18 protein-coding genes are annotated in these 19789 nt (G+C 70.4%); 10 read left to right on the top strand and 8 right to left on the bottom strand.

The features are described from left to right. Nucleotides 1-35 precede the first annotated feature (35 nt). Nucleotides 36-464 carry a VOC family protein gene (locus WME75_RS15835; protein WP_437491513.1) on the bottom strand — a complete coding sequence of 143 codons (429 nt, stop codon included), beginning with the start codon at nt 462-464 and terminating at the stop codon, nt 36-38. A 115-nt stretch (nt 465-579) separates the two neighbouring features. Beyond that, nucleotides 580-1965, bottom strand: a complete 1386-nt coding sequence (locus tag WME75_RS15840) for an aldehyde dehydrogenase family protein (protein WP_437491516.1) — start codon at nt 1963-1965, stop codon at nt 580-582. Between the two features lie 58 nt (nt 1966-2023). Between WME75_RS15840 and WME75_RS15845 the strand changes: the two genes are divergently transcribed. Both WME75_RS15845 and WME75_RS15850 read left to right on the top strand, forming a co-directional pair. Next, nucleotides 2024-2815, top strand: coding sequence for a Stp1/IreP family PP2C-type Ser/Thr phosphatase (locus WME75_RS15845; protein ID WP_437491519.1), 792 nt, complete (start codon nt 2024-2026; stop codon nt 2813-2815). A gap of 126 nt (nt 2816-2941) precedes the next feature. Further along, entirely contained in the window at nt 2942-3202 is a 261-nt protein-coding gene (locus tag WME75_RS15850) for a hypothetical protein (protein WP_437491522.1), read from the top strand. 56 nt (nt 3203-3258) lie between these two features. On the opposite strand, the gene WME75_RS15855 is transcribed toward WME75_RS15850, so the two are convergent. Next, nucleotides 3259-4335: an MJ1255/VC2487 family glycosyltransferase gene (locus WME75_RS15855; protein WP_437491525.1), complete on the bottom strand. Its 1077-nt coding sequence runs from the start codon at nt 4333-4335 to the stop codon at nt 3259-3261. A gap of 114 nt (nt 4336-4449) precedes the next feature. Here WME75_RS15855 and WME75_RS15860 point away from each other — a divergent pair, with 114 nt between their 5' ends. Beyond that, entirely contained in the window at nt 4450-5469 is a 1020-nt protein-coding gene (locus WME75_RS15860) for a hypothetical protein (RefSeq protein WP_437491528.1), read from the top strand. A 730-nt stretch (nt 5470-6199) separates the two neighbouring features. After that, nucleotides 6200-7099: a hypothetical protein gene (locus WME75_RS15865; protein ID WP_437491530.1), complete on the top strand. Its 900-nt coding sequence runs from the start codon at nt 6200-6202 to the stop codon at nt 7097-7099. Nucleotides 7100-7141: 42 nt separating this feature from the next. On the opposite strand, the gene WME75_RS15870 is transcribed toward WME75_RS15865, so the two are convergent. Together WME75_RS15870 and WME75_RS15875 are read right to left on the bottom strand one after the other, a co-directional pair. Continuing rightward, the gene (locus tag WME75_RS15870) at nt 7142-7282 is read right to left on the bottom strand and encodes a hypothetical protein (protein WP_437491533.1); all 141 of its coding nucleotides are present in this window, start codon (nt 7280-7282) and stop codon (nt 7142-7144) included. A 182-nt stretch (nt 7283-7464) separates the two neighbouring features. After that, nucleotides 7465-8061 (bottom strand): hypothetical protein, encoded by a 597-nt coding sequence (locus tag WME75_RS15875; RefSeq protein ID WP_437491536.1) that lies wholly within the window; start codon nt 8059-8061, stop codon nt 7465-7467. 101 nt (nt 8062-8162) lie between these two features. Here WME75_RS15875 and WME75_RS15880 point away from each other — a divergent pair, with 101 nt between their 5' ends. The 5 genes from WME75_RS15880 (at nt 8163) to WME75_RS15900 (ending at nt 12230) form a co-directional block, all read left to right on the top strand. Further along, nucleotides 8163-8840, top strand: a complete 678-nt coding sequence (locus WME75_RS15880) for a DNA alkylation repair protein (RefSeq protein WP_437491539.1) — start codon at nt 8163-8165, stop codon at nt 8838-8840. Between the two features lie 297 nt (nt 8841-9137). Next, the gene (locus WME75_RS15885; protein WP_437491541.1) at nt 9138-9674 is read left to right on the top strand and encodes a DUF417 family protein; all 537 of its coding nucleotides are present in this window, start codon (nt 9138-9140) and stop codon (nt 9672-9674) included. Between the two features lie 103 nt (nt 9675-9777). Then, on the top strand, nt 9778-10413 hold the full coding sequence (locus WME75_RS15890; protein ID WP_437491543.1) for an RNA polymerase sigma factor: 636 nt from the start codon (nt 9778-9780) through the stop codon (nt 10411-10413). A 20-nt stretch (nt 10414-10433) separates the two neighbouring features. Then, nucleotides 10434-10673: a hypothetical protein gene (locus WME75_RS15895; protein WP_437491546.1), complete on the top strand. Its 240-nt coding sequence runs from the start codon at nt 10434-10436 to the stop codon at nt 10671-10673. A 264-nt stretch (nt 10674-10937) separates the two neighbouring features. After that, on the top strand, nt 10938-12230 hold the full coding sequence (locus WME75_RS15900; protein ID WP_437491549.1) for a DUF1566 domain-containing protein: 1293 nt from the start codon (nt 10938-10940) through the stop codon (nt 12228-12230). A gap of 109 nt (nt 12231-12339) precedes the next feature. On the opposite strand, the gene WME75_RS15905 is transcribed toward WME75_RS15900, so the two are convergent. From WME75_RS15905 to WME75_RS15915, 3 genes are all read right to left on the bottom strand, one after another. Continuing rightward, nucleotides 12340-13725 carry a DUF1552 domain-containing protein gene (locus WME75_RS15905; protein ID WP_437491551.1) on the bottom strand — a complete coding sequence of 462 codons (1386 nt, stop codon included), beginning with the start codon at nt 13723-13725 and terminating at the stop codon, nt 12340-12342. Between the two features lie 22 nt (nt 13726-13747). Further along, nucleotides 13748-15430, bottom strand: a complete 1683-nt coding sequence (locus WME75_RS15910) for a DUF1588 domain-containing protein (RefSeq protein WP_437491554.1) — start codon at nt 15428-15430, stop codon at nt 13748-13750. A gap of 141 nt (nt 15431-15571) precedes the next feature. After that, nucleotides 15572-17692 (bottom strand): rhamnogalacturonan lyase, encoded by a 2121-nt coding sequence (locus WME75_RS15915; protein ID WP_437491557.1) that lies wholly within the window; start codon nt 17690-17692, stop codon nt 15572-15574. A 567-nt stretch (nt 17693-18259) separates the two neighbouring features. Between WME75_RS15915 and WME75_RS15920 the strand changes: the two genes are divergently transcribed. Further along, nucleotides 18260-19738: a YkgJ family cysteine cluster protein gene (locus tag WME75_RS15920; protein ID WP_437491560.1), complete on the top strand. Its 1479-nt coding sequence runs from the start codon at nt 18260-18262 to the stop codon at nt 19736-19738. Nucleotides 19739-19789: the final 51 nt, after the last annotated feature.

The following is a 19789-nucleotide window of genomic DNA, read 5'->3' on the forward strand; positions in this document are numbered from 1 at the left end:
ACTCTCTCTCCGGGCACCAGCTGGGTCTTTGCAGGTCAGAACGTGATCTTGATCGCGTCCGCCGACTTGCTCGCCGGGCCGTGATGGACGACCTCGATGTTGTTTCCGTCGGGATCGAGCACGAACGCCGCGTAGTAGCCGGGGTGGTACGGTCGCTCGCCCGGAGCGCCCTGGTCCTTTCCGCCCGCGGCGAGCGCGACAGTGTGGAAGCGCTCGACCGTGGCGCGGTCGTTCGCCTGGAAGGCGAGGTGCGTCCGGCCGGTGAGGACGCCCGCAGCGGCCTTTGAGCTCACGCTCGATACGAAGAGCTCGTCGGCCCAGAAGTAATCGTCGGCCTCGCCGCCCATCGGAATACCGATCGCGCCGAAGACTGCCTGGTAAAATTTCTTGCTCGCCGCAATGTCCGCCACGACGAGCTGGATGTGATCGATGAGACGCCCGCGGTAGATCTGTTGGGTTTCCATACTCCCGGATATCCCCACGACCGTGGCGCATGGCAAGCCCGAACGACGCGTGCTCGTCGAACCGGGCGCCGGGCGCGGGCGCCCCGCAGCGCACCTGCGCCGCGCGCCGGGGCCCTCAGCCGATCTTGAAGTTGATCGACTTTGGCCGCGTCAGGTGCAGGAACCCGAGCGTCGAGAGCGTCGCGCCCTTGCCGCTGTTCTTCGCGCCCGTCCACGGGAGCGCCGGATCCAGGGTGTCGCACTGGTTCATGAAGACCGTGCCGACCTCGAGCTCGCGCGCGAGCCGCGCCGCGCGCTCGCGATCCCGCGTCCAGACCGACGCGGTGAGGCCGAGATCGCTGTCGTTCATCAGCGCCAGCGCCTCCTCGTCCGACGAGACGGGCACGATCGGCAGCACCGGCCCGAACGACTCGATGCGCATCACGTCGAGATCCGGCGCCGCGTCGACAAGCAGCGTCGGCTGGAAAAAGCGCCCGCGCCCGTCGACCTGCGTCGCCCGGCCGCCGCAGAGCGCCCGCGCGCCCCGCGACAGCGCCTGATTCACCTGCGCCTCCAGGAACGCCGGCGCGTGCGGCTGCGCCATCGGACCCAGGTTCGTGCGCTCGTCGGTCGGATCGCCGAGGACGTAGCCCTTCATCAGCGCCAGCGCGGCCTCCACGAACCTCGGATAGAGATCGCGGTGAACATACACGCGCTCGACCGCGCAGCAGCTCTGTCCGGCGTTGTAGCAGGCGCCGTCGACGATCCCGTCCACGGCCTTCTCGAGGTCCGCGTCGGCTGCGACATAGGCGCCGTCCTTCCCACCGAGCTCCAGGCCGGCGTCGACGGCCACCTTCCTCGACGTGGCCGCGTAGATTCTCCGTCCGCCTTCGACGGAACCGGTGAACGCCACGAAGCTCACGCGCGGGTCCGACGCGATGCGCTCGGACGTGGCGTGGTCGCAGTGGAAGGCCTGGACGAGGCCGGGCGGGGCGCCGGCCTCGGCGAACGCGGCCGCGAAGTGCTCCCCGCAGAGCGGCGAGCGCGGCGAGTGCTTGAGCAGCATGACATTGCCCGAGAGCACCGCGGGGATGACCACGTTCACGGCCGTGAGGAGCGGGTAATTCCAGGCAGGGAGGTTGAACACCACACCGAGCGGCGCCCGCACGATCCGCCGCTCCAACCCCGGGAGCTCCGGGAGGACCACCTCGGCGAGCGCGCCCTCCGCGATCGAGATCATGTGCCGGGCTCGCTTGGCCATCCCCGCGACTTCATTGCGGGATTGACGCAGGGGCTTGCCCATCATGCGGGTGATGTCGGCGGCGATCGAGGGCGCGCTGGCCTCGATGCGCTCGACCGCGCGCAGGCACAGGGCGGCGCGCTCGGCGATGGATGTGCGCGAGGAGCTCCGCGCGGCGGCGGTCGCGGCGTCGAGGAGCCGGTTGACCTCGGTCTCGCCGGCGAGAGGCCGGCGGACGGCTTCTTCGAGGGTATACGGGTTGTCGATCACCAGGTCGGGCATGGCGGGGGAGATTAACTCAGTTCCCTGAGGGGCCAAGCGTCGTCTAGACTCGGGGCGAATGCGCGCCACCGCGGCAGGGCTATCGGACGTCGGCAGGGAGCGGATCCACAACGAGGACCGATACATCCTCCTCCCCGAGTTCAACGTCTACGTCGTCGCGGATGGCATGGGCGGGCACGAGGCGGGCGAGGTCGCGAGCCGCATCGCCGCCAGCGCCATCGCCGGCTACTTCCGCGAGGCGAACGGCAAGCGCCGCAAGGCGTCGACCGGCGAAAGGCTCCGGGCCGCCGTGACGTACGCGAACGCGCGCATCTTCGCGCACGCCGACGACTCGCGGTTCTACCGCGGCATGGGCACCACGGTCGTCGCCGCGGCGTTCGCGCCGCGCGAGCGGAAGCTCCACGTCGCGCACGCCGGCGACAGCCGCTGCTACCTGCTCCGCGGGGGCGAGTTCGCGCAGCTGACCCGCGACCACTCGCTCATCGCGGACGCGCTCCTCGAGCGGCCCGACCTCACCGAGAGCGACCTCGCGTACCTGCCCCGCAACGTGATCACGCGCGCGCTCGGCATCAGCCCCAGCGTCGACGTCGACCTGCGCGCCGAGAGCGTCGAGGCCGGCGACGTGTTCCTCCTCTGCTCCGACGGCCTCCACGGGCTCGTCGACGATCTCGAGATCGCGCGCATCATCGAGGAGAACGCCGTGCTCGCCGAGGCGTGCGGGAAGCTCATCGACTGCGCCAACGAGAACGGTGGCCGCGACAACATCACCGCCGTCCTCGTCCGGATCGAGGAGACCGCCTCGGCGTCGCAGAGCCAGCGCCAGGGCGCGAAGAGCCGCAACGCGCGGTAGTCTCCGGAGACGGTCGGAGGGGGCCAGGAAGGACGACGCATCGTCGCGCAGGTCGCCAGCGGCGGCGCGGCGGTCGCCTGCACCTCTGTCGTGTGCAGTTGTGATGTAACAATGCGAGGTCATGGCATGAAAACCACGTGGATCGGGATGGGGCTCGTCGTCGGGGCGCTGCTCGCCTGGGGCTGTAGCGGCGAGGCGGCGCTCGGCGAGGCGTGCGAAGAGGAGGGCGTGGACGGCGAGTGCGAGGACGGGTCGATCTGCGGCAAGCCCGACGACAGCGCGGCGCTCGAGTGCCTGAAGACGTGCGTCGAGCAGACGGACTGCTCCGCGGACCAGGAGTGCAACGGCGTCTCCGGGTCGAGCCTCAAGGGCTGCAGGCCGAAGTAGGGCAGGTCTCGGCGGAGGCGGCGTGCTCCGAGGGGGCGCGCCGCCGCGGACCGCGCTCAGAGCACGCCGGCGTGCGCGCGGTCGAGCAGCTCGTCCATCACCTCGAACAGCCGCCGGTTGCCGTCCTGGGAGTAGCCCGCGAGCTTCTCCTCGCAGCCGGGGATGGCCTTCACGAAGTCCGTGATGACCGCCGGGTCGTCGAGCGAATCGGCGGCGCGGCCGAACCCCTCGCGCTCGAGGTAGCGGGCGTTGAGCACCTGCTCGAACTGGCGGCCGAGGGGGACGGCGAGCATCGGCTTGCGCAGGTAGACCGCCTCGCCCATCAGCGTGAACCCTCCGCCGGCGATGACGGCGCGGCACGAGGCGAGGTCGTCGATGAAGCCCTCCTCGCTGAAGGGGCGGTAGCGCAGGTTCCCCTCGACCTGCTCCTCGGTGATGCTCCGGCGCATCCCGTAGATGCGGCACTCGAGCCCCGTCCTGGCGAGCGTCTCGGCGAGCGCCTCGTTCCCCTCGGCGGTCTGGTAGATGAGCAGGTGCTCCCCGGGGCGGCGGTTCGCGGCGACGACCTCGGGCCGGAGGATCGGCGGCACGAGCGTCGTCTCCTGCTTGCGGATCGGGGGGCGGAAGAACGTGGCGATGACGTAGTGCTTGCAGAACGGCAGCTTGCTCTTCACGAACGCGCGCGTGAGCTGGAAGCCCGCCTCGTGGCCGGCGACGATCTCGGGGTCGTGGGTGCACCGGTTGATGATCTGCATGTTGTCGATCGAGAGGATCGGCAGCCGGTGGAGCTTGGCGTAGAGGTACGTCCACGACTCGAAGTCGCTGATCGTGAGCTCGGGGCGAAAGTCCTTGATGAGCTCGAAGTACGCGGCGATGTTCTTCGGCGTGCCCGTCGCGCCGGAGAGCACGTTGGACCAGAGCGTCTTGCCGCGGCGGACCCGGTTCTCCTCGTAGATCATGTGGAGCCCGTGAATGCGGTTCACCCCGGCGAAGCGCTTCGACAGGAAGTCGGTCGCCCGGCCGGACGCCATGATCTCGATCTCGTGTCCCAGCTCGAGCAGGCGCTCGATGACGACGCGCGAGCGCATGGCGTGCCCCATCCCTTCGCCGACGACGCCGTAGAGGATCTTCATGAAGCGCGAGTGTAGCGGCGGTTGCCGGGGGTTCGGAAGGAAACGGCGCCGCCGGGGCGCGGGCGGCGCAGGGGTCGCGGGCGTCCAGCCGCCGCCGCGCCGCGGGCGGCGGGCGTGACGCCGCGCCGCCGGATCTGGAGCGAGCTCCTGCCGCTCGAGGCGGTGCGTGCGCCTGAGACGCTCGCGCTCCTCCGGCGGTACGCGCTGGAGCTCGCGATCGCCGTGCGGCCGGAGACGGCCGCGGGCCTGCCGGATCTCGCGGCGGCGTGCGCGGACGCGGGGGTGGCGGTCGCTGTGTGGCCGATGATCGCGGACGAGGACGGGCGGTGGGCGAGCGCCGGCAACGCGGCGGCGTTCGGCGGGTTCGTCGCGCGGCTGCTCGACGCGCTCGACGCCCGCGGCCTGGCCGCGGCGGAGGTCGCGGTCGATCTGGAGCCGCCGATCCAGGAGGTGCGCCGGGCGCTCGCGGGCGGCCGCGGCGCGCTCGAGCTGCTCGGCGGCGGCCCCTGCGGAGCGCGGGGGAGCCCGGGGGAGCGGGGGGCGCGGTGGCGCGACGCGCAGCGCGCGTACGTCGAGGTGGCGGGCGCGATCCACGCGCGCGGGGTGGCGACCTCGGCCGCGATCGTGCCGCTCGTCCTGGCCGATGGGCCGGCGGGCGGCTGGGAGCGGATCCTCGGGACGCCCGTGTCGGTGCCGCCGTGGGGGCGGGTCAGCGCGATGCTGTACACCTCGCTGCTCGAGGGCTACTCGCGCGGCGCGCTCGGCCGGGACGACGCTGTCGCGCTGCTCGCCCTGGGGTGCCGCGCCGCCGCCCGGCGGTTCGGTCCGAGGGCAGGCGTCTCGGTGGGCGCGGTGGGGAAGGGGGCGCTCGGCGACGAGCCGGTCTACCGCTCGGTCGCCGAGCTCCGCGAGGACGTGGCCGTCGCGGAGGCGGCCGGCGTCCAGGATCTCTCGCTGTTCGACCTCGGCGGGGTGCTGGCGCGGCCGCCGGCCGAGTCCTGGCTGGAGGCCTTCGTGGCGCCGCCGATCGAGCCGCGCCTGCCCCGGGCGACGCTGCGGGCGCGCGCCGTGGTGGGGGCCGCCGCGCTCGTGGGGCGGGCGGCGGGCGCATGGGGGAGCAGGCCGCGATCGTGAGGGGACGGGGGGGCGCAGGGGCGAAGGGGGCGCCGTCGCCGCCGGCGAGCCGCGGAGCTCGCCGGGGCGGCTAGCCGTGATGCGACTTGCCCTGGCCTCGGTAGCGCTTCCAGTGGTGTCGCTTGTTCTTGTTCTTCGGCCTGCTGTTGCTGGAGAGGCCGATAGACGTCTTCTTCGTCGGCAATGACATGGGCCGATCCGTGGCGCCGTCGCGGGCCCGGTGACAGGGGGCCGGCGTCAGTTGCGGCGAGCCCGGAGGCTGGAGAGATCGCGACGGCCGACCCGTCACCTCGGGCCGCCGTGGTTGCCGAGCTTGCTGGCACCTTGAGCCGCGCCGTCGCCCTCGGGGATGAGGTGGCGGCCCGGGTTGTTTGCGAAGCGATCGGTCGGCTGCTCGGGTTGCCGGTGGCACCCGAGGGACGAATGTGTCGTGGTTCGTTATGTGGCGCGCCAGTGTGCGGCGAGTGGGCTGGTGGGACCTTTCACTGCTCTCGGTGCGGAAGGCTCCGACCCATTTTCTTCAGACGTTCTCCAGGATCTGGAGCACCTCGTCGGTCGGTTGGTAGCGCTCGGCACAACCTCCCGTGACCTCCGCCTCCCTGAGGCTCTTGCGCATCATCTCGACGTCTGGTCCTCCCCCGCTTCGGCGAGAATGATCCGAAGTTTGTCATGGCACTCACGCTGGCTTAGCTCCGGTGATCCAACTACGATCGGACCGAGGAGGTTCTTCATGCGCACGCATCGACCTGTCTTGTTCGCGACGCTCCTATCGGCCCTCGCCGTCGCGATGTCCGCCGTGCCCGGATGCGGGGACGGCGAGACGCGGGCGAGCAGCGGAGGCCCGGAGCGGACAGGCAGCGATTTTCTCTCGAGCTACGCGAAGGCCCTCTGCGACCGCACGTTCGCGTGCTGCGACGCGGCGACCCGGGCCGCGCATGACTTGGACGCGAGCTCCGCCGACGCGTGCGCCTCGGAGCTCGAAGCGATTCTCGTTGCCGTCAGCGGCGGAGGCGAGGTGAAGGGCACCTTCGTCGCGGAAAAGGCGGAGGCGTGCCTCGCCGAGGTGGACGCGGCCCCCTGTGCCGAAATTCAAATCCTGGGCGTGCTTCTAGGGGTGAACGACAAATTCACGCCGTCCTGCCTCGATGCGTGGGACGGCTCCGTGCCCGAGGGGGGGACGTGCAGCACGGACTGGGACTGCGTCCGGGATCGCTGCGTGTACACCGCCGACGCGAGCGGGCAGAGGACGTCGGCGTGCAAAGCGAGGGCGGCGGCCGGAGAGCGATGCTCGTCGACGTTCGACTGCGACGAGGAGCTCCGGTGCGACCAGCCCTCGCCGTCCAACGCGGGGACGTGCGCGCCACGGCTCGCCGTGGGCGGGTCGTGCAAGGGAAGCCTCGACTGCCAAGAGGAGCTTCGCTGCGGCCAGGACGGTACGTGCCAGGCGCGCGAGCAGGCTGGCGGTCCATGCGCGTCGGACGGAGACTGCGCGGCCGGCACGACGTGCGATGGCGCCACGTGCGCGGCGCTCGGCGCCGCCGGCGCGCCCTGCTCCTCCGATTCGGACTGCGCGTCCTTCGCGTGTGGTGATGCGACGGGCACCTGCGCCGACGTCTGCAAGGGCAGCTGATCGCAGGCCAAGACGGGTCCTCCCCCGCTTCCGCGGACAGTCTCACCATGCCGCGAACGCGGCCACGTAGGTCCTCATTTCGAACGCGGTCGCGCTCATGTAGGCGAGCCGTGAGTGCCGTCGTTTCAGGTTGTAGAAGTTGTCGATGTAGTCACCGACCGAGGCGATGGCGGCCAGCGTCACTCTTCCACGAGGTAGGTGGATCGCGTAAGGAACCTTCTGTCACCTGAGGTGAGCGTGGCGATTCGCCTTTACCGTCGACTCGGTGCCGCCCCGTCAGGCGCTGGCCCGGGCGACGCTGCCGCCCCGCCGGGGTGGACGCAGAAGCGTCCGAAGACGGCTGGTTGGGCGGCTTTGCGACGGGGTCACCGGGGCGTCGCTCGGAGTCTGGCGTACACTCTCTGCCGAAGCTCGCTGAGCTGATGGTCCGGGTCGCTCCGAAGAGCGATGAGTCGTTCGAGTGCCATGCTCAGTGCTTCGAGGATGTAGCGCTCGGATTCCGGGAGGGGTTCGCTTTCGTCAAGTGTGTATTCCAGGTCGAGGGACCTGAAATCGTCGACAACTGCCTGGTACGATCCAGCAGCGTCGTCAGCCTGCTGAATCGCCTCGCGATGGCGCGCGTTTCGAACAACTCGTGGAAAGATCTCTTCTGGGTAGTGACCCATCACCTGGCAAGCCATCCCGACGGCGAGGCGGCTCGCGAGCTCCTGCCGAGCGGCCTCGTTGCGATCAGCCAGTGCGTCGGTGAGGGCGTCGCAGACAAGCGTGAGTGCCCGACCGTCCGACCAAACCGTTACGGAAATAGGGTTCCGCGGGTAGCCATTCGCGAGGTCACGGAGTTGCTCCAGTTGCGTCAGCAGGAAGTTCAGCGCCTCGTCCGCTGAGGCAGCAAGCTGGCGTGGCTCATGCGCTGCGTCGAGCTGACTGACAAGCTCTGTCGCTCGTACAGGGTCCAGAGGCATCGGTGCTGAACCTACCAGACGCGCCTGGGGAGAAGGAAGTTCAAACCCGAGGCGACGCCGCGGCGCTGGACGATGCCCGCGGATACGGCTAGCTCCAGTCCATGAACCTCACCCACGTCATGCGGGACCTCGGCGCGCTGTGCAACGAGAGGATGCGCGAGGTCAACGCCCGCGCCGGAGACGCCCACGGCGTGAACCTCACCCAGCTCCGCGCGCTCGCGAAGCAGCTGAAGACCGACCACGCCCTGGCCGGCGAGCTGTGGCGCACCGGGGACCCCGACGCCCGCCTCCTGGCGACGCTCGTGTTCAAGCCGAAGGCCTTCTCGGCGGACGAGCTGGACGCGATGGTCCGGGAGATCGGCTACCCGAAGCTGCTCGACTGGTTCCTCGTCAACGTGGTGAAAGCGTCGCGCCACGTCGAGGAGCTGCGTGTCCGCTGGAAGGACTCCGCGAGCGAGCTGGTCGGGCGCGCTGGCTGGAGCCTGACGACGGACCGCGTCGTGAAGAGCCCTGCCGGCCTCGATCTCCCCGCGCTGCTCGACCAGATCGAGGCGGAGATGAAGGCGGCGCCGGGCCCGAAGCAGTGGTCGATGAACCACTGCCTCGCCGAGATCGGCATTCACAACCCCGGGTTGCGCGCCCGCGCAATCGCCATCGGCGAGCGGCTCGAGGTGCTCAAGGACTACCCGGCATCGCCGGGCTGCACGCCGCCGTTCGCGCCGGTCTGGATCGCCGAGATGGTGCGGCGGCAGAAGGCCGAGGAGACGCGGGGCCGGTGAGGGGGTCGGCTCGCCTCGCTCCAGACGTCGTCAGGGCGCGCCCCCGCCCCCTATAGAGCACGCTCTTGCGGCCGCCGACCCGCGGGCGAAGCGATGACCCTGGAGCTGCGCCACCTCGGCTCGGAGCTGGAGGCCGAGGACGCCGACGCAGATCGCGGGCACGCTCGCGCAGGTACGGGCGGGGCAGATCCGACTCCAAAAATTCCGCTGCCTCACTTCGAGGGTAAGAGCCGAGGACCTGGCGGCGTCTCATGGAGGCGGCGTGAGTGCCGCTTTCAACCTGTCGAGGAGGCCAGCATGAACGCTCTACATTCCACGGCCGCAGCGTCGCTGCGACGAGCTCTCGGTTCCGCGCGACGAACGGCGATCGACGCGTGGCTCGGCCGCGCGGCTCTTGTGACGCTGCGGTACGGGCTCATCCTGATCCTGCTGTATTTCGGCGCCTTCAAGTTCACGGAGGTCGAGGCCCGCGCCATCGAACCCTTGATCGCGCCGAGCCCGCTGCTCGGCTGGACCTATGCGTTCATGGGTGTGCAAGGGGTCTCCATCGTGATAGGTGTGACTGAAATCCTCATCGCGTCGTTGATCGCGCTGCGCCCATGGTCGGCCGGGGCCTGCGCGATCGGCAGTCTGGCGGCGGTACCGACATTCGTCATGACGTTGAGCTTTCTGTTCACCACGCCGGGCATCTGGGTGGACGTGCCGGGCTTCGCGCTGCGCGTGCCGAACGAGCTCGGCGCCTTCGTGCTCAAGGATGTGTTCTTGCTCGGCGCAGCACTGCTCAGCGCTGCCGAAGCCCTCGCCGCGTCTCGGCCGGCGCGAGCTGCCTCCTGAACGCCGGCGGCGAGCCACCCGAACCGACGTGGCGCACAAGCCACCTCAGGCGAAGAGGCGAGAGGCTCGGTCACGATCAGCCAGACTCACCCCCGGAGAGTGCATGACCGCTTTCGAAAGAACTGACGCCGCGTGGTGGCTCGATCTGCGGGATCCAGGGCCGAAGGGTGCGCTGGCCCAGCGCGAGCTGCGCGAGCTCATCGTGCGGGCGCTGCGTCGGGGGCTCGCGCGGCGGCCGCAGGCCAGCGCTCTGATCGAGGACCTCGCGCAAGAGAGCATGTTGCGCATCCTGGCCAAGCTCGATTCATTCCGAGGAGAGAGCCGATTTTCGACCTGGGCCATTGCGATTGCCTTGCGGGTTTCATTCAGCGCCTTGCGGCGCCGGCACTGGGGGGACGTGCCGCTCGATGCGCTCACCGACGGGTCCCCGATCGAAGCTACCAGCGCATCCGGCATGTCAGAGCCCTTCGACGACACCTCCGCGACGCCGGAGCAGGCGATCGCGAGGCGTGAGATCTTGACGCTGTTGCAGCGCTGCGTGGCAGAGACGCTCACCGAGCGGCAGCGTCAGGTCGTGCTGGCCGAGCTGCGGGGGATGCCGCAGGAAGAGATCGCAGCCCAGCTCGGAAGCAATCGCAATGCCATTTACAAACTGTGCCACGACGCACGTCGTGGCTTGCAACGAGCGCTCGAGCAGGCGGGCTACTCCGCGGAGACCGTGCGTTGGGCCTTTGAATGACTCGTCGAGAGGAAAATCTCATGCTCTTGAAGCCGTCAGACCTGAAATTGCTCGTGCAGGCCACGCTCGTCACGCGTGAGCAGGAAATCGGCTGTGACACCTGTCTCGATCGGGTGGCTGCCTATGCCGAGGTGCATCTGGCGGGGCTGCCCACGCCCGAAGCGCTTCGCCTCGTCGAGGAACACCTGGCGATCTGCGGCGAGTGCCAGGAAGAGTTCGCGGCCCTCGCCGCGGCGCTCGATGAGGGCGCCGCCCGCTGAGCGGGGCGCAACGCCCCAGTGCGCTGCTCGTCGATGCGGCCGTCGACCACGCTCGGGGTCGTTGTTCGTGCGGAAAGCGCGGAAGGCATGCGACACGGAACATCGGAGATGGGTTGAGGTGACAGCGCTGGATGTTTCTGTCGATCGCCCCAAATAGGCCCTGCTTCCGCTGCGTGCATCGACGATCATCGCGCAGCGTGTGATAGGCTGGCGCGGTCCGAACATTTTATCTTGCGGCTTTGGCTTGAGCGTACGGAGGTGCCTGTGAATCGAAGCAAGCGGTGGGTCCTTCACGCGACGTGGGCGATGTCCGTCACGGCAGCGCGTGCCAGGACGGGGGTCGTGCTCGGCGTGGCGCTCGCGGCCGCGGCGTGCTCCAGCGGGGACACGGGGACGGGCGTGGACGGCGGCGACCGGGGCGACGCGCTCACGGAGAGCGGCGCGTCGGGGATGGGCGGCGCGCTCGCGACAGGCGGAGCCTCCGAGACGGGCGCCGGGGCCGGCGGCCCGGGCAGCACCGCGAGCGGCGGCGCGTCGGGGGAGGGCGGCGCGCCGGGGGAGGGCGGCGCGCCGGGGGAGGGCGGCGGCGGTCCGGGCGGCGCGGGCGAGGGCGGCGCGGGCGGCGCGCCCGACACGTGCGGCAGGGCCGCGGCCTGCGGCACGCACAAGTGGGCGTGCTGGCCGATGCCCAATCCGGCGGGCAGCGACCTGCCCAACCCCGCGAGCTATACCGAGGTGGGGGACGGCGTTGTGCGCGACAACGTCACCTGCCTCGAGTGGCAGCAGAGCCCTCCCGCCGAGGCGTACACGTGGGACCAGGCGATCAGCTATTGCGAGGGCCTGACGCTCGGCGGATTCTCGGACTGGCGCCTGCCGACGCGCATCGAGATGACGTCCATCGCGGACTTCACCCGGAGCCCGGCCATCGACAGGGCCGCATTCCCGGGGGCGCGGGGGGGCTTCCACAAGACGTCCTCCGACTGGATCCTCACGATCCGACAGGCAGGCGCCGGCGCCGGTCGCGACTATGCGTGGGCCTTCAACATGAGCGACGGGATCGTCAGCAACGCCTACTCCAAGGCGACCGCGGCGAGCCTGCGCTGCGTGCGAGGCAACGGCGAGGGGGAGGCGCCGAGCAGCCCGGCCGTGCCTCCGCCCGACCAGTACACCGCCGTATCGCCCCGTGAGGTGATGGACAACTACACAGGCCTCGTCTGGCAGCAGGGCTATTCGCCGGCCACGATGACCTGGGACGAGGCGGAGACCTACTGCGCGACGCTCGCCCTCAACGATCACGCCTGGCGCTTGCCGAGCATCCGGGAGCTGGCGACCCTGGTCGACGAGGCCCAGGTGGCGCCGTCGATCCACCGGACGATGTTCCCGGACACGCAGTACGGCGCCCGCAGCAACGACTGGTACTGGGGCTCTCATGCCGCCGTGGGGAACGCCCCGGCGGCCTGGGCGCTCAACTTTGACGATGGCTTCACCGGCTTCAACGCCGGAGCCAGCGGCAAGTGGAACCACTTCACGGCCGCATGGGTGAAGTGCGTGCGCTGAGGGCGCCGGCCCGGCCGCCGCTCCCATCGGGCCATCGCGGGCAGGGCGGCGAAGGCGGCGGTCGGCGCGCCTCGTTTCGGTGGCGCGCGGCCGCCGGCGCGCTGCCGCGTCAGGCGAGGAAGCCCGGCAGGGGTCCGCAGTTCGGCTCGATGCCGATGCCGGTCGCGGCGTGGCCGAGCGCATTCATCACCGACGTGAGCAGCTTGTTCGCGCTCTGCGCGGTGGTGTTGTTGATGTACTGGCCCACGTTCACGCCCAGGTTCTTCCCGCCGACGACCAGGTACTGCATGTCCCGCGGGCTGTGATTGTGGTTCGTGCCGCTCTCCACGCCCCAGAGGATGATCGTGTTGTCGAGCATCGTGCCGTTGCCCTCCCGGATGCTCGCGAGCTTCTTCGCCAGGTACGCGATGTGGCTCGCCCAGAAGCGATCGAACGTGATGAAGGCCTGGCGCGTGGTCATCGACTCACCGTCGACGCGGACGCTGTCGTTCGTGCGGCTGACGTGCGCGACATTGTCGTGCCAGCTCTGGCCGAAGCCGAGCAGGCCCTCGTGATGGCCGCCGGAGAAGCTGAAGTGGTAGTCCGCGACCCGCGTTCGATCGCACGTGAACGCGTTGGCGATGAGGTCGGCCTGGATCTGCGCCCAGCGCGTGATCGTTGTCGCGTTGTTGGTGCTGTTGTTGTAGCCGGAGGTGTCCACGCGCTCGCACGCCCCGCCGACCGGCTCCGACGTGCCGCCGCCCATGCCCGCGATGCGCTGCTGCAGCTCGAACAGCGACTCCACGTGGAGCTCCAGCTTCTGGCGCTCGGCCTGGCCGAGGAAGCGCTGGATGGTCTTGAGCTCGCCGGTGTTGATCTGGAGGATGCGCTGGTCGGCGCTGCGCTTCGCGGCCGCGACGGCGTCCGACATCGGGTCGGGCGTGGACGTCGACCCGGCGCCGTCGAAGCTGACGCCGCCGAAGATCGTGCTGAACGCGCGCGCGGGGTCGGCCGTGTGCGTCATGGGCTGGCCAGGGCCGCTGTACGAGATGATGTGGCGCTTGTCGGCGCCGCCGCGATCGGCGACGCACAGGTGGATGCTCGCGATCGGCGTGCCGCCGCGCAGGTCGGAGTTCTTGAGCAGGATCTGATCGAGCGAGGGGCCGTTCGCGTGGCGTGAGCTGTTGTCGCTGAAGCGCGCGCCCGTGAACAGCTGCGCCATGCCCGCCTCGTGATGGTTATCGACCGTCCAGGCGTGGTCGAGCCGCCGCAAGAACAACATGTCCTTCTCGAGGCCGCGGAAATCGGCGAGCGGCTCCTGGAGCTGGAACGTCGACCCGCTGCCGGTCGGCCACCACTCGGGCGGGTGCGAGTCGGGCGTGAAGGCCAGCACCAGCCGCCTGGGCACGATGGTCTGCGCCTGCACCTCGCGGTGGCGCAGCAGCGGCGCCAGGAACATCGCGCCGAGCGCCGTCTTCAGGATGTCTCGTCTGGATACGTCGAAGGGCCTGGGCATGTTCGATCCTCGATGGTTGAAGCTATTCACGCACGCGCTCCACCGTGCTCGGCGAAGAGAGGAGCGCCACGAGCAGGTCGCGCAGGAGACCGGTGCGATCCAGCGCCGCCGTGCCCTGCACGACCGGCGGAATACCGCGCGCGGACTCGGCCTGGCCGAAATAGAAGCGGAAGGCCTGCCGCGCCACGCACTCGCGGACCCAGGAGCTGCGCGACAGCGCTTCCCCCAGCTCGGCGGCGCTGTCGTACTCGCCGTCGACGTCGGTGTTGAGCAGCCGGCCCGCCGCGTTGATCGGCTGTGGCCCGGCCACGGGCGCGGTGAGCGACGGGCTCGTGTACTGCTCGAGCGTCCGATAGCGGCCCGCGCCGTCGAAGTTCTCGAGCATGTAACCGACGTTGTCGGTCAGCGCGTGGCAGGCCTTGCAGGCCGACTGCGCGGCGTGCGTCTCGTACAGCTCGCGCGTGGTCTTCGGGGCCATGCGCTGCTCGCTCTCTTCGATCGGCGGCGGCGTGAAATTCTCGGGCAACGTGATGTGCTGGCACAGCAGCTGATCGCGGATGAACAGGCCGCGGAGCGTCGGAGACGTGAGGTACTGCTTGGCTGTCTTGGCGAGCACGGAGCCGAGCGAGAGCAGGCCGCTCCGCGTGGTGTCCGTCGCGCCCGAGGCGTCGCTGCGATAGAACGCCGAGAGCGCGGGATCGGCCTGGGTCACGGGCGCCGTGAACAGGCTCGCGATCGAGCTCTCCATACCTCCGTTCGTACGGAGGAAGCTCTGCGTCTCGGCGAACATCGCCGCCTTCACCTCCGCGAAGCCTGGGAACACGTCCTCGAACTTCTCCACCTCGGCCTCGAACGTGTGCAACCGCAACCATTGGACGAGGAAATGACCGAGCTGGTCGGTGGCGCCCGGCGTCGAGAGCAGCTGCTCGATGTGACCCGGGAGCAGCGCGGGATCGGCCAGCTCACCGCGATCGGCGGCGGCGACAAGCGTCGCAGAGGGCGGCGCGCCGAGCGCGCTGTACGAAAGGAAGGTCGCAATCTCGTGGTTCGTCAGCCGGAACGCGGCCTTCGCCTCGTCGCTCGGCGCGCCGATCTCGGTCCGGTACAGGAAATAGGGCGAGCTCAGCACGCCCTTCAGCGCCCAGCGGAACGGCAGCGCCGGATCCCCGGACTCGGCGGCGAGATCGAAGACTTCGCCGTAACGGGTCAGGTCCTCCTCCGTCGCGGGCCGCCGGAACGCCTTGCTGACCGCCGCACGCAGGAAGTCCGCCTTGCACGTCGCGTCCACCTTGCCGCACGGGATCAACGCGCGGAGCTGCTGATCGCTGAGCGCGAGCACCGCGGCTTCGGCCTTGGCCCCATACTGCTCGGCCAGGGTCACGCGGACGAGCCCGCTGGTGGACATGTTCGGATAGACGCCGTTGTCCGGCACGGGCTCCATGTCGGAGACGTCGACCGGCACGCCGAGCACGCTCTGTACGGAGCGACCGTATTCCTCCGGGGTGAGCAGCCACGTGCGGGCGCGCAGCGCCGCGGAGGCGGGCTGCGGCGTCGCGTACGGCAAGCTGCCGTCGGCCTGCGGCGGGGGAACGTCGCTGCCGGTTCCGCCGCTCGCCGCTTCCAAGGACGGATCGCCGAGCTGCCCGGTGCAGGCGAGCGCCCCTAAACCTAGACCGCAGATCCAGCCGAGAGCTCGAAGATTCATATCGGACCTCCACCTGGGCACGCGGCGTCGATTGACACCGTTTCCGCCCCTCTGCAGCCACGCATCGCAGCCTCAGCCCGTCGATGCGGCGGAGCGAAGCCGCTGACGGCAGCGCTCCGGCCGCACGACGGCACGACGGCATCACCGCACCGTGATGTTGGGTCTGGGGGGCTCCCTCATGCCGCCGCCGATGTGGAAGCTGGTGTGCGGCGGCTGGTTGTAGCTCGCGTTTTGCGCCGACACGTTGGCACGGTACTGCGGATCGTGCATCAGCGTGTAAATGCGGCGTTCGGTGATCTGGTCGGTGGTGTAGATGCGCAGGCTGTTGCCACAAAGGAACACGACTTCCTCGCGCCAGTCCCCGAACAGATCCGCGCTGAGCGTCGGCACCGATTTGCTGCCGTTGATCGAGGTGCAGCCGTTCGCGGTGAAGCCCCGACCTTCGTCGTCGAAGTTCGTGACGGTGTTGCCGTCGAGCAGCTCGCGACTCTCGTCGCCGTCCCACCAGATCAGGAAGTTCACCTGGCGGGGACGGGAGCCGATGTTGCGACCGTCGGCCGCATTGAACATGCCGGCGGTGTTGGTCCAAGCCTCACCTCCGGGGTTGTCGGGAGTGATGTCGCCGGCAGCGCCGCGGCCCGGCCCCTCGCCGTCGCTGTTGGGTCCGCGCCACAGGACCTCGCAGGTCTCCGCATCTCGAACGAAGTACCCGGGCACGCCGCCAGCTTCGGTCGGCTGAAACACCTCGAGCCCGGGGCGCGCGGGGACCAGGTCGGTGATGTGGAGCGCGTCACCGTGTCCGTAGAAGTTGACGGCGCACTTGCCCTTGCCGTCGGGGCCGATCGTCGCGGCACCGGGGATGATCTCCTGCCTCAAGTCGCCGTCCGTATCCGCCGCCATGACGCTGTGAACGCCCTTGCCGGCGTAGGCACCGTTGCCGTTCGCGGACGAATCGAAGCTCCACATCAGGCTCAGCTTGCCGTCGCGGTAGTTGTACGCTCCAAACGTCGTTCGGGCGTAGTAGCCCCGCTGCATGACGACGCTCGGTTGGCCTGACGCATCGAGGAACGCCAGCGTGGCGTTGTAGCGATCCGAGCGGTTGCCGTTGTTGTCGCCGAAGCTGCCGCTCGTGATGGGGGCGTGGTACGCGATGGTCGCGAGCTCCGCGCCGTCGACGCCGCTGAAGATCGTGAGATACTCCGGCCCGCTCAAGATCTTGCCCGCCCCGTTTCGATAGTCTCGCGAGTCGTCATCGTCGGCGGCGGGACCGGTGTGCAGGAACGCTCCCTTCCCATCGCGCGTGCCGGGCGCGGTCTTGACGGCGATCTCAGCGCGACCATCGCCGTCCAGGTCGTACACGACGAACGGCGTGGTGTGCTCGCTCTCGCGGATGTTGATGCCCAGGTCGATGCGCCACAAGAAGGTGCCGTCGGTGTCGTAGGCCGCGAGCTTGGCCTGACCGGTGCGGCCGTCTTGCGACGGATCGCGCGGGCTGTTCTGCTCCTTGACCACGAGCTCGTAGTCGCCGTCGCCGTCGAGATCGCCGGGAGAGGCGTCCCCGGCGTCGTAATTGTTGGGCGTCTGGAGCGGGATGGTGAGGTAGTTTCGCTCCCACGTGGGTGTGCCCGGGTCCCCGTCACGCGTGTTGGCCGAGTCGCCCTGCTCGGCGCCGTCGATCACGGCGCGGACGGTGTATTTCGCGCCTCCGGGGGCCCCCGAGTCGAAGTAGTTGGTCGAGTCGGTGATGGGAGTGTCGTTCACCTTGGTGCCGTCGCGGTAGACGTTGAACCCGATCTCGGGATCTTCGTAGCCCATCAACCGCCAGCTGATGAAGTTGCCTTCGCCCGAGCGCACGGCCACCACGCCGCGGCACAGGTTCTCCAGCGTGACGTGGCCAGTCGCGGCGGCCGGCGTCACTCCGCAGACTGACTCGCCTGGGTTGTTGGTGCCGCCCGTGCCGGATGATCCATCGCCCGACGAGCCGCTGGACGTCTGCCCCGACGCGCCGCTGGATGTCTGCCCCGACGAGCCGCTGGATGTCTGCCCCGACGCGCCGCTGGATGTCTGCCCCGACGAGCCGCTGGATGTCTGCGCCGACGCGCCGCTGGAAGCCTGCGCCGACGCGCCGCTGGACGTCGGCCCCGACGCGCCGCCTTCATTCGGAGCGCCACCGGAACCGTCATCACCCAACTCAACCCCGCTGCACGCACTCAGGGCTCCCGCCACGACCAGGGCCAGGGTCCCGTAAGCAATGTCTCTCATTACAATACTCGCCTTTCAAGCCAATCGAGAAGAAGCTGAACGCCGACGCCGACGCCGACGCCGACGCCGACGCCGACGCCGGCGCCGGCGCCGGCGCCCCCGGAGCCTGGCGTGCGTGAGCTGGTCGCGGATCACTCCGCGACCGAGGGGCCGCTGAGCCCCCGCTACGGAACGCCCGAGATCATCGTTTCCAGAGCTCGACGGGTATGTTGGATGAGGTGCTGGCTTTCGGTCACCACTCTGAGGCGTCCATTCGCTTTTCTTGTGGCGCACCCCGAAGGAACGGCAGGAGTGGAATGTTGCGACCGAGTGGAATCGTCGTGGAGACGAGGCGAGCGCGACTGCCGTGCTGAGGAGGGGACGATGGCGACGGACACGGCGACGACCCAGGCGAATGCACCGAGTCATGGGGCGCGCTGCGCCACCGCAGGGTGACACTGAGCCTCGATGAGCACCTCGTCGCGCGCTTCACGCGCAAGTTCAAGATCCCCTCCGTACCGTTGTCGTGCGCGAGCACGCGCCTCGTTTCGGTGGCGCGCGGCCGCCGGCGTCGGCTAGCGTGCCCGGGTGAGCCCGAACACGCTGCCGGCGCGCCCTCGCCTCGCCGCCCACGTGCTCGCGCGGCGCCACCTCGTCGGCGAGGACGAGCGCGTCATCCTGCACGACCTCCGCTCCGGGCAGCTGCTCCAGCTCGGCCCGCGGGAGTGGGCCCTGGTCTCCGCGGCCGACGGGACGCGCGACGTCGAGGGCATCGCGATCGCGGCCGCCCGCGAGGGCGCGCACGCGCGCGTGCCCGCGGTGCAGGCCTTCCTCGCGCAGCTCCACGCCGCGGGCCTGCTCGAGGCCGACGACACCGGCGAGGACGCGGCGCGGCCGGCGCCGGCGGAGGAGGCGCCCGCGTCGCCCGCGCCCGCATCGCCCGCGCCCGCGCCGGAGGAGCCCGATGCCCGCGAGCGCCCGCTGGAGGTGCTGCCCGAGTTCAGCCTGCACTGCGACGGCCGCGGGAGCTGCTGCCGGATCTACGCCTCGATCCTCTTCGACCCCGAGGAGGCGGCCCGGGCGCGGGCGCTGCGGCCCGACGTGCTGAGCGGCGGCGCCCGGCACGAGCTGGCCTTCATGCCGGAGCGCGGGACGTGGCCGTGCGCGGCGTCGGTGGTGGCGATGCGCGACGGCCGGTGCGCCTACCTGGAGGGCGAGGGGCGCTGCGCGCTCCACGCGCTCGGCGGGCCCGAGGCCAAGCCGCTCGGGTGCCGGACCTTCCCGGCCAGCTTCGTCGACGACGGCGAGTCGGTGCGGGTCTCGGTCGCCGTGGAGTGCGCGTGCGTGCTGGCCAGCGCGGGCCGCCCCGGCGGCGCCCCGCTGCTCGATCCGCGGCTGCGGGTGCGGGGCGATCTGGACGGGCGCATCGACGTCGCGCGGCTGCCGGATCGCCCCGCGGTGGCGCCCGGCGCGACCGCGGCGCGGGCCGAGCTCGTCGCGTGGTCGCGGCGGCTCGCCGCGGCGGCGCCGCCGCCCGACGTGGCCGCGGGCCTCTTTGCGCTCGCCGACGCCGTCGAGGCCGAGGGGCTCACGGGCGGGGCCATCGCGCGCTTCGAGCGGCCCGAGGCGCTGGCTCCGGCGGCGCTCGGGCCGTGGCTCGCCGCGCTCCACGGGCGCGCGGCGCGGCGGGCGCGCGAGGACGCCGCCTGGCGCAGCGAGCGAGACCTCGCCCGGCGCGCCACCCGGTGGATCGCGGCCGCGACCCTCGCGCTGGCCGAGCCCGACCTGCTCGGCGCGCTGCTCCTCGCGCCCGCGCGCGCCCCCGACCGCGAGCGCTTCTACCTCCGCGCGGCGCTGCACGGCCACCGCCTGCTCGGGGCGCTGCCGCTCTCGCTCGCGCTGCGCGATCGCGCGGCGCGGCTCGTCGTGGCCCGGGCGCTGCCGATGATCGTCGCCGGGGCGGACGCGGACGATCCGGCCTGCGCCGAGCCGCTCGCCCTCGTCGAGGCGATGCTGCGCGGCCACGGGCTCGACGCCTATGCCGTCGAGATGGCCGGGGCGCGATGATCGCGCCGCTGGAGAGACACGGCCGCCGATCCTGTCGATAATGCGCCCGCG

Origin of the sequence: Sorangium sp. So ce1014 (assembly GCF_051521505.1) — a bacterium.
Taxonomy (GTDB): domain Bacteria; phylum Myxococcota_A; class Polyangia; order Polyangiales; family Polyangiaceae; genus Sorangium.

What these genes read in the sequence shown, in the direction of transcription:
- WME75_RS15845 (WP_437491519.1), top strand. Translation starts at nt 2,024, where the DNA reads ATGCGCGCCACCGCGGCAGGGCTATCGGACGTCGGCAGGGAGCGGATC.
- WME75_RS15890 (WP_437491543.1), top strand. Translation starts at nt 9,778, where the DNA reads ATGACCGCTTTCGAAAGAACTGACGCCGCGTGGTGGCTCGATCTGCGG.
- WME75_RS15910 (WP_437491554.1), bottom strand. Translation starts at nt 15,430, where the DNA reads ATGAATCTTCGAGCTCTCGGCTGGATCTGCGGTCTAGGTTTAGGGGCG.
- WME75_RS15835 (WP_437491513.1), bottom strand. Translation starts at nt 464, where the DNA reads ATGGAAACCCAACAGATCTACCGCGGGCGTCTCATCGATCACATCCAG.
- WME75_RS15875 (WP_437491536.1), bottom strand. Translation starts at nt 8,061, where the DNA reads ATGCCTCTGGACCCTGTACGAGCGACAGAGCTTGTCAGTCAGCTCGAC.
- WME75_RS15915 (WP_437491557.1), bottom strand. Translation starts at nt 17,692, where the DNA reads ATGAGAGACATTGCTTACGGGACCCTGGCCCTGGTCGTGGCGGGAGCC.
- WME75_RS15880 (WP_437491539.1), top strand. Translation starts at nt 8,163, where the DNA reads ATGAACCTCACCCACGTCATGCGGGACCTCGGCGCGCTGTGCAACGAG.
- WME75_RS15850 (WP_437491522.1), top strand. Translation starts at nt 2,942, where the DNA reads ATGAAAACCACGTGGATCGGGATGGGGCTCGTCGTCGGGGCGCTGCTC.
- WME75_RS15885 (WP_437491541.1), top strand. Translation starts at nt 9,138, where the DNA reads ATGAACGCTCTACATTCCACGGCCGCAGCGTCGCTGCGACGAGCTCTC.
- WME75_RS15905 (WP_437491551.1), bottom strand. Translation starts at nt 13,725, where the DNA reads ATGCCCAGGCCCTTCGACGTATCCAGACGAGACATCCTGAAGACGGCG.
- WME75_RS15865 (WP_437491530.1), top strand. Translation starts at nt 6,200, where the DNA reads ATGCGCACGCATCGACCTGTCTTGTTCGCGACGCTCCTATCGGCCCTC.
- WME75_RS15895 (WP_437491546.1), top strand. Translation starts at nt 10,434, where the DNA reads ATGCTCTTGAAGCCGTCAGACCTGAAATTGCTCGTGCAGGCCACGCTC.
- WME75_RS15855 (WP_437491525.1), bottom strand. Translation starts at nt 4,335, where the DNA reads ATGAAGATCCTCTACGGCGTCGTCGGCGAAGGGATGGGGCACGCCATG.
- WME75_RS15840 (WP_437491516.1), bottom strand. Translation starts at nt 1,965, where the DNA reads ATGCCCGACCTGGTGATCGACAACCCGTATACCCTCGAAGAAGCCGTC.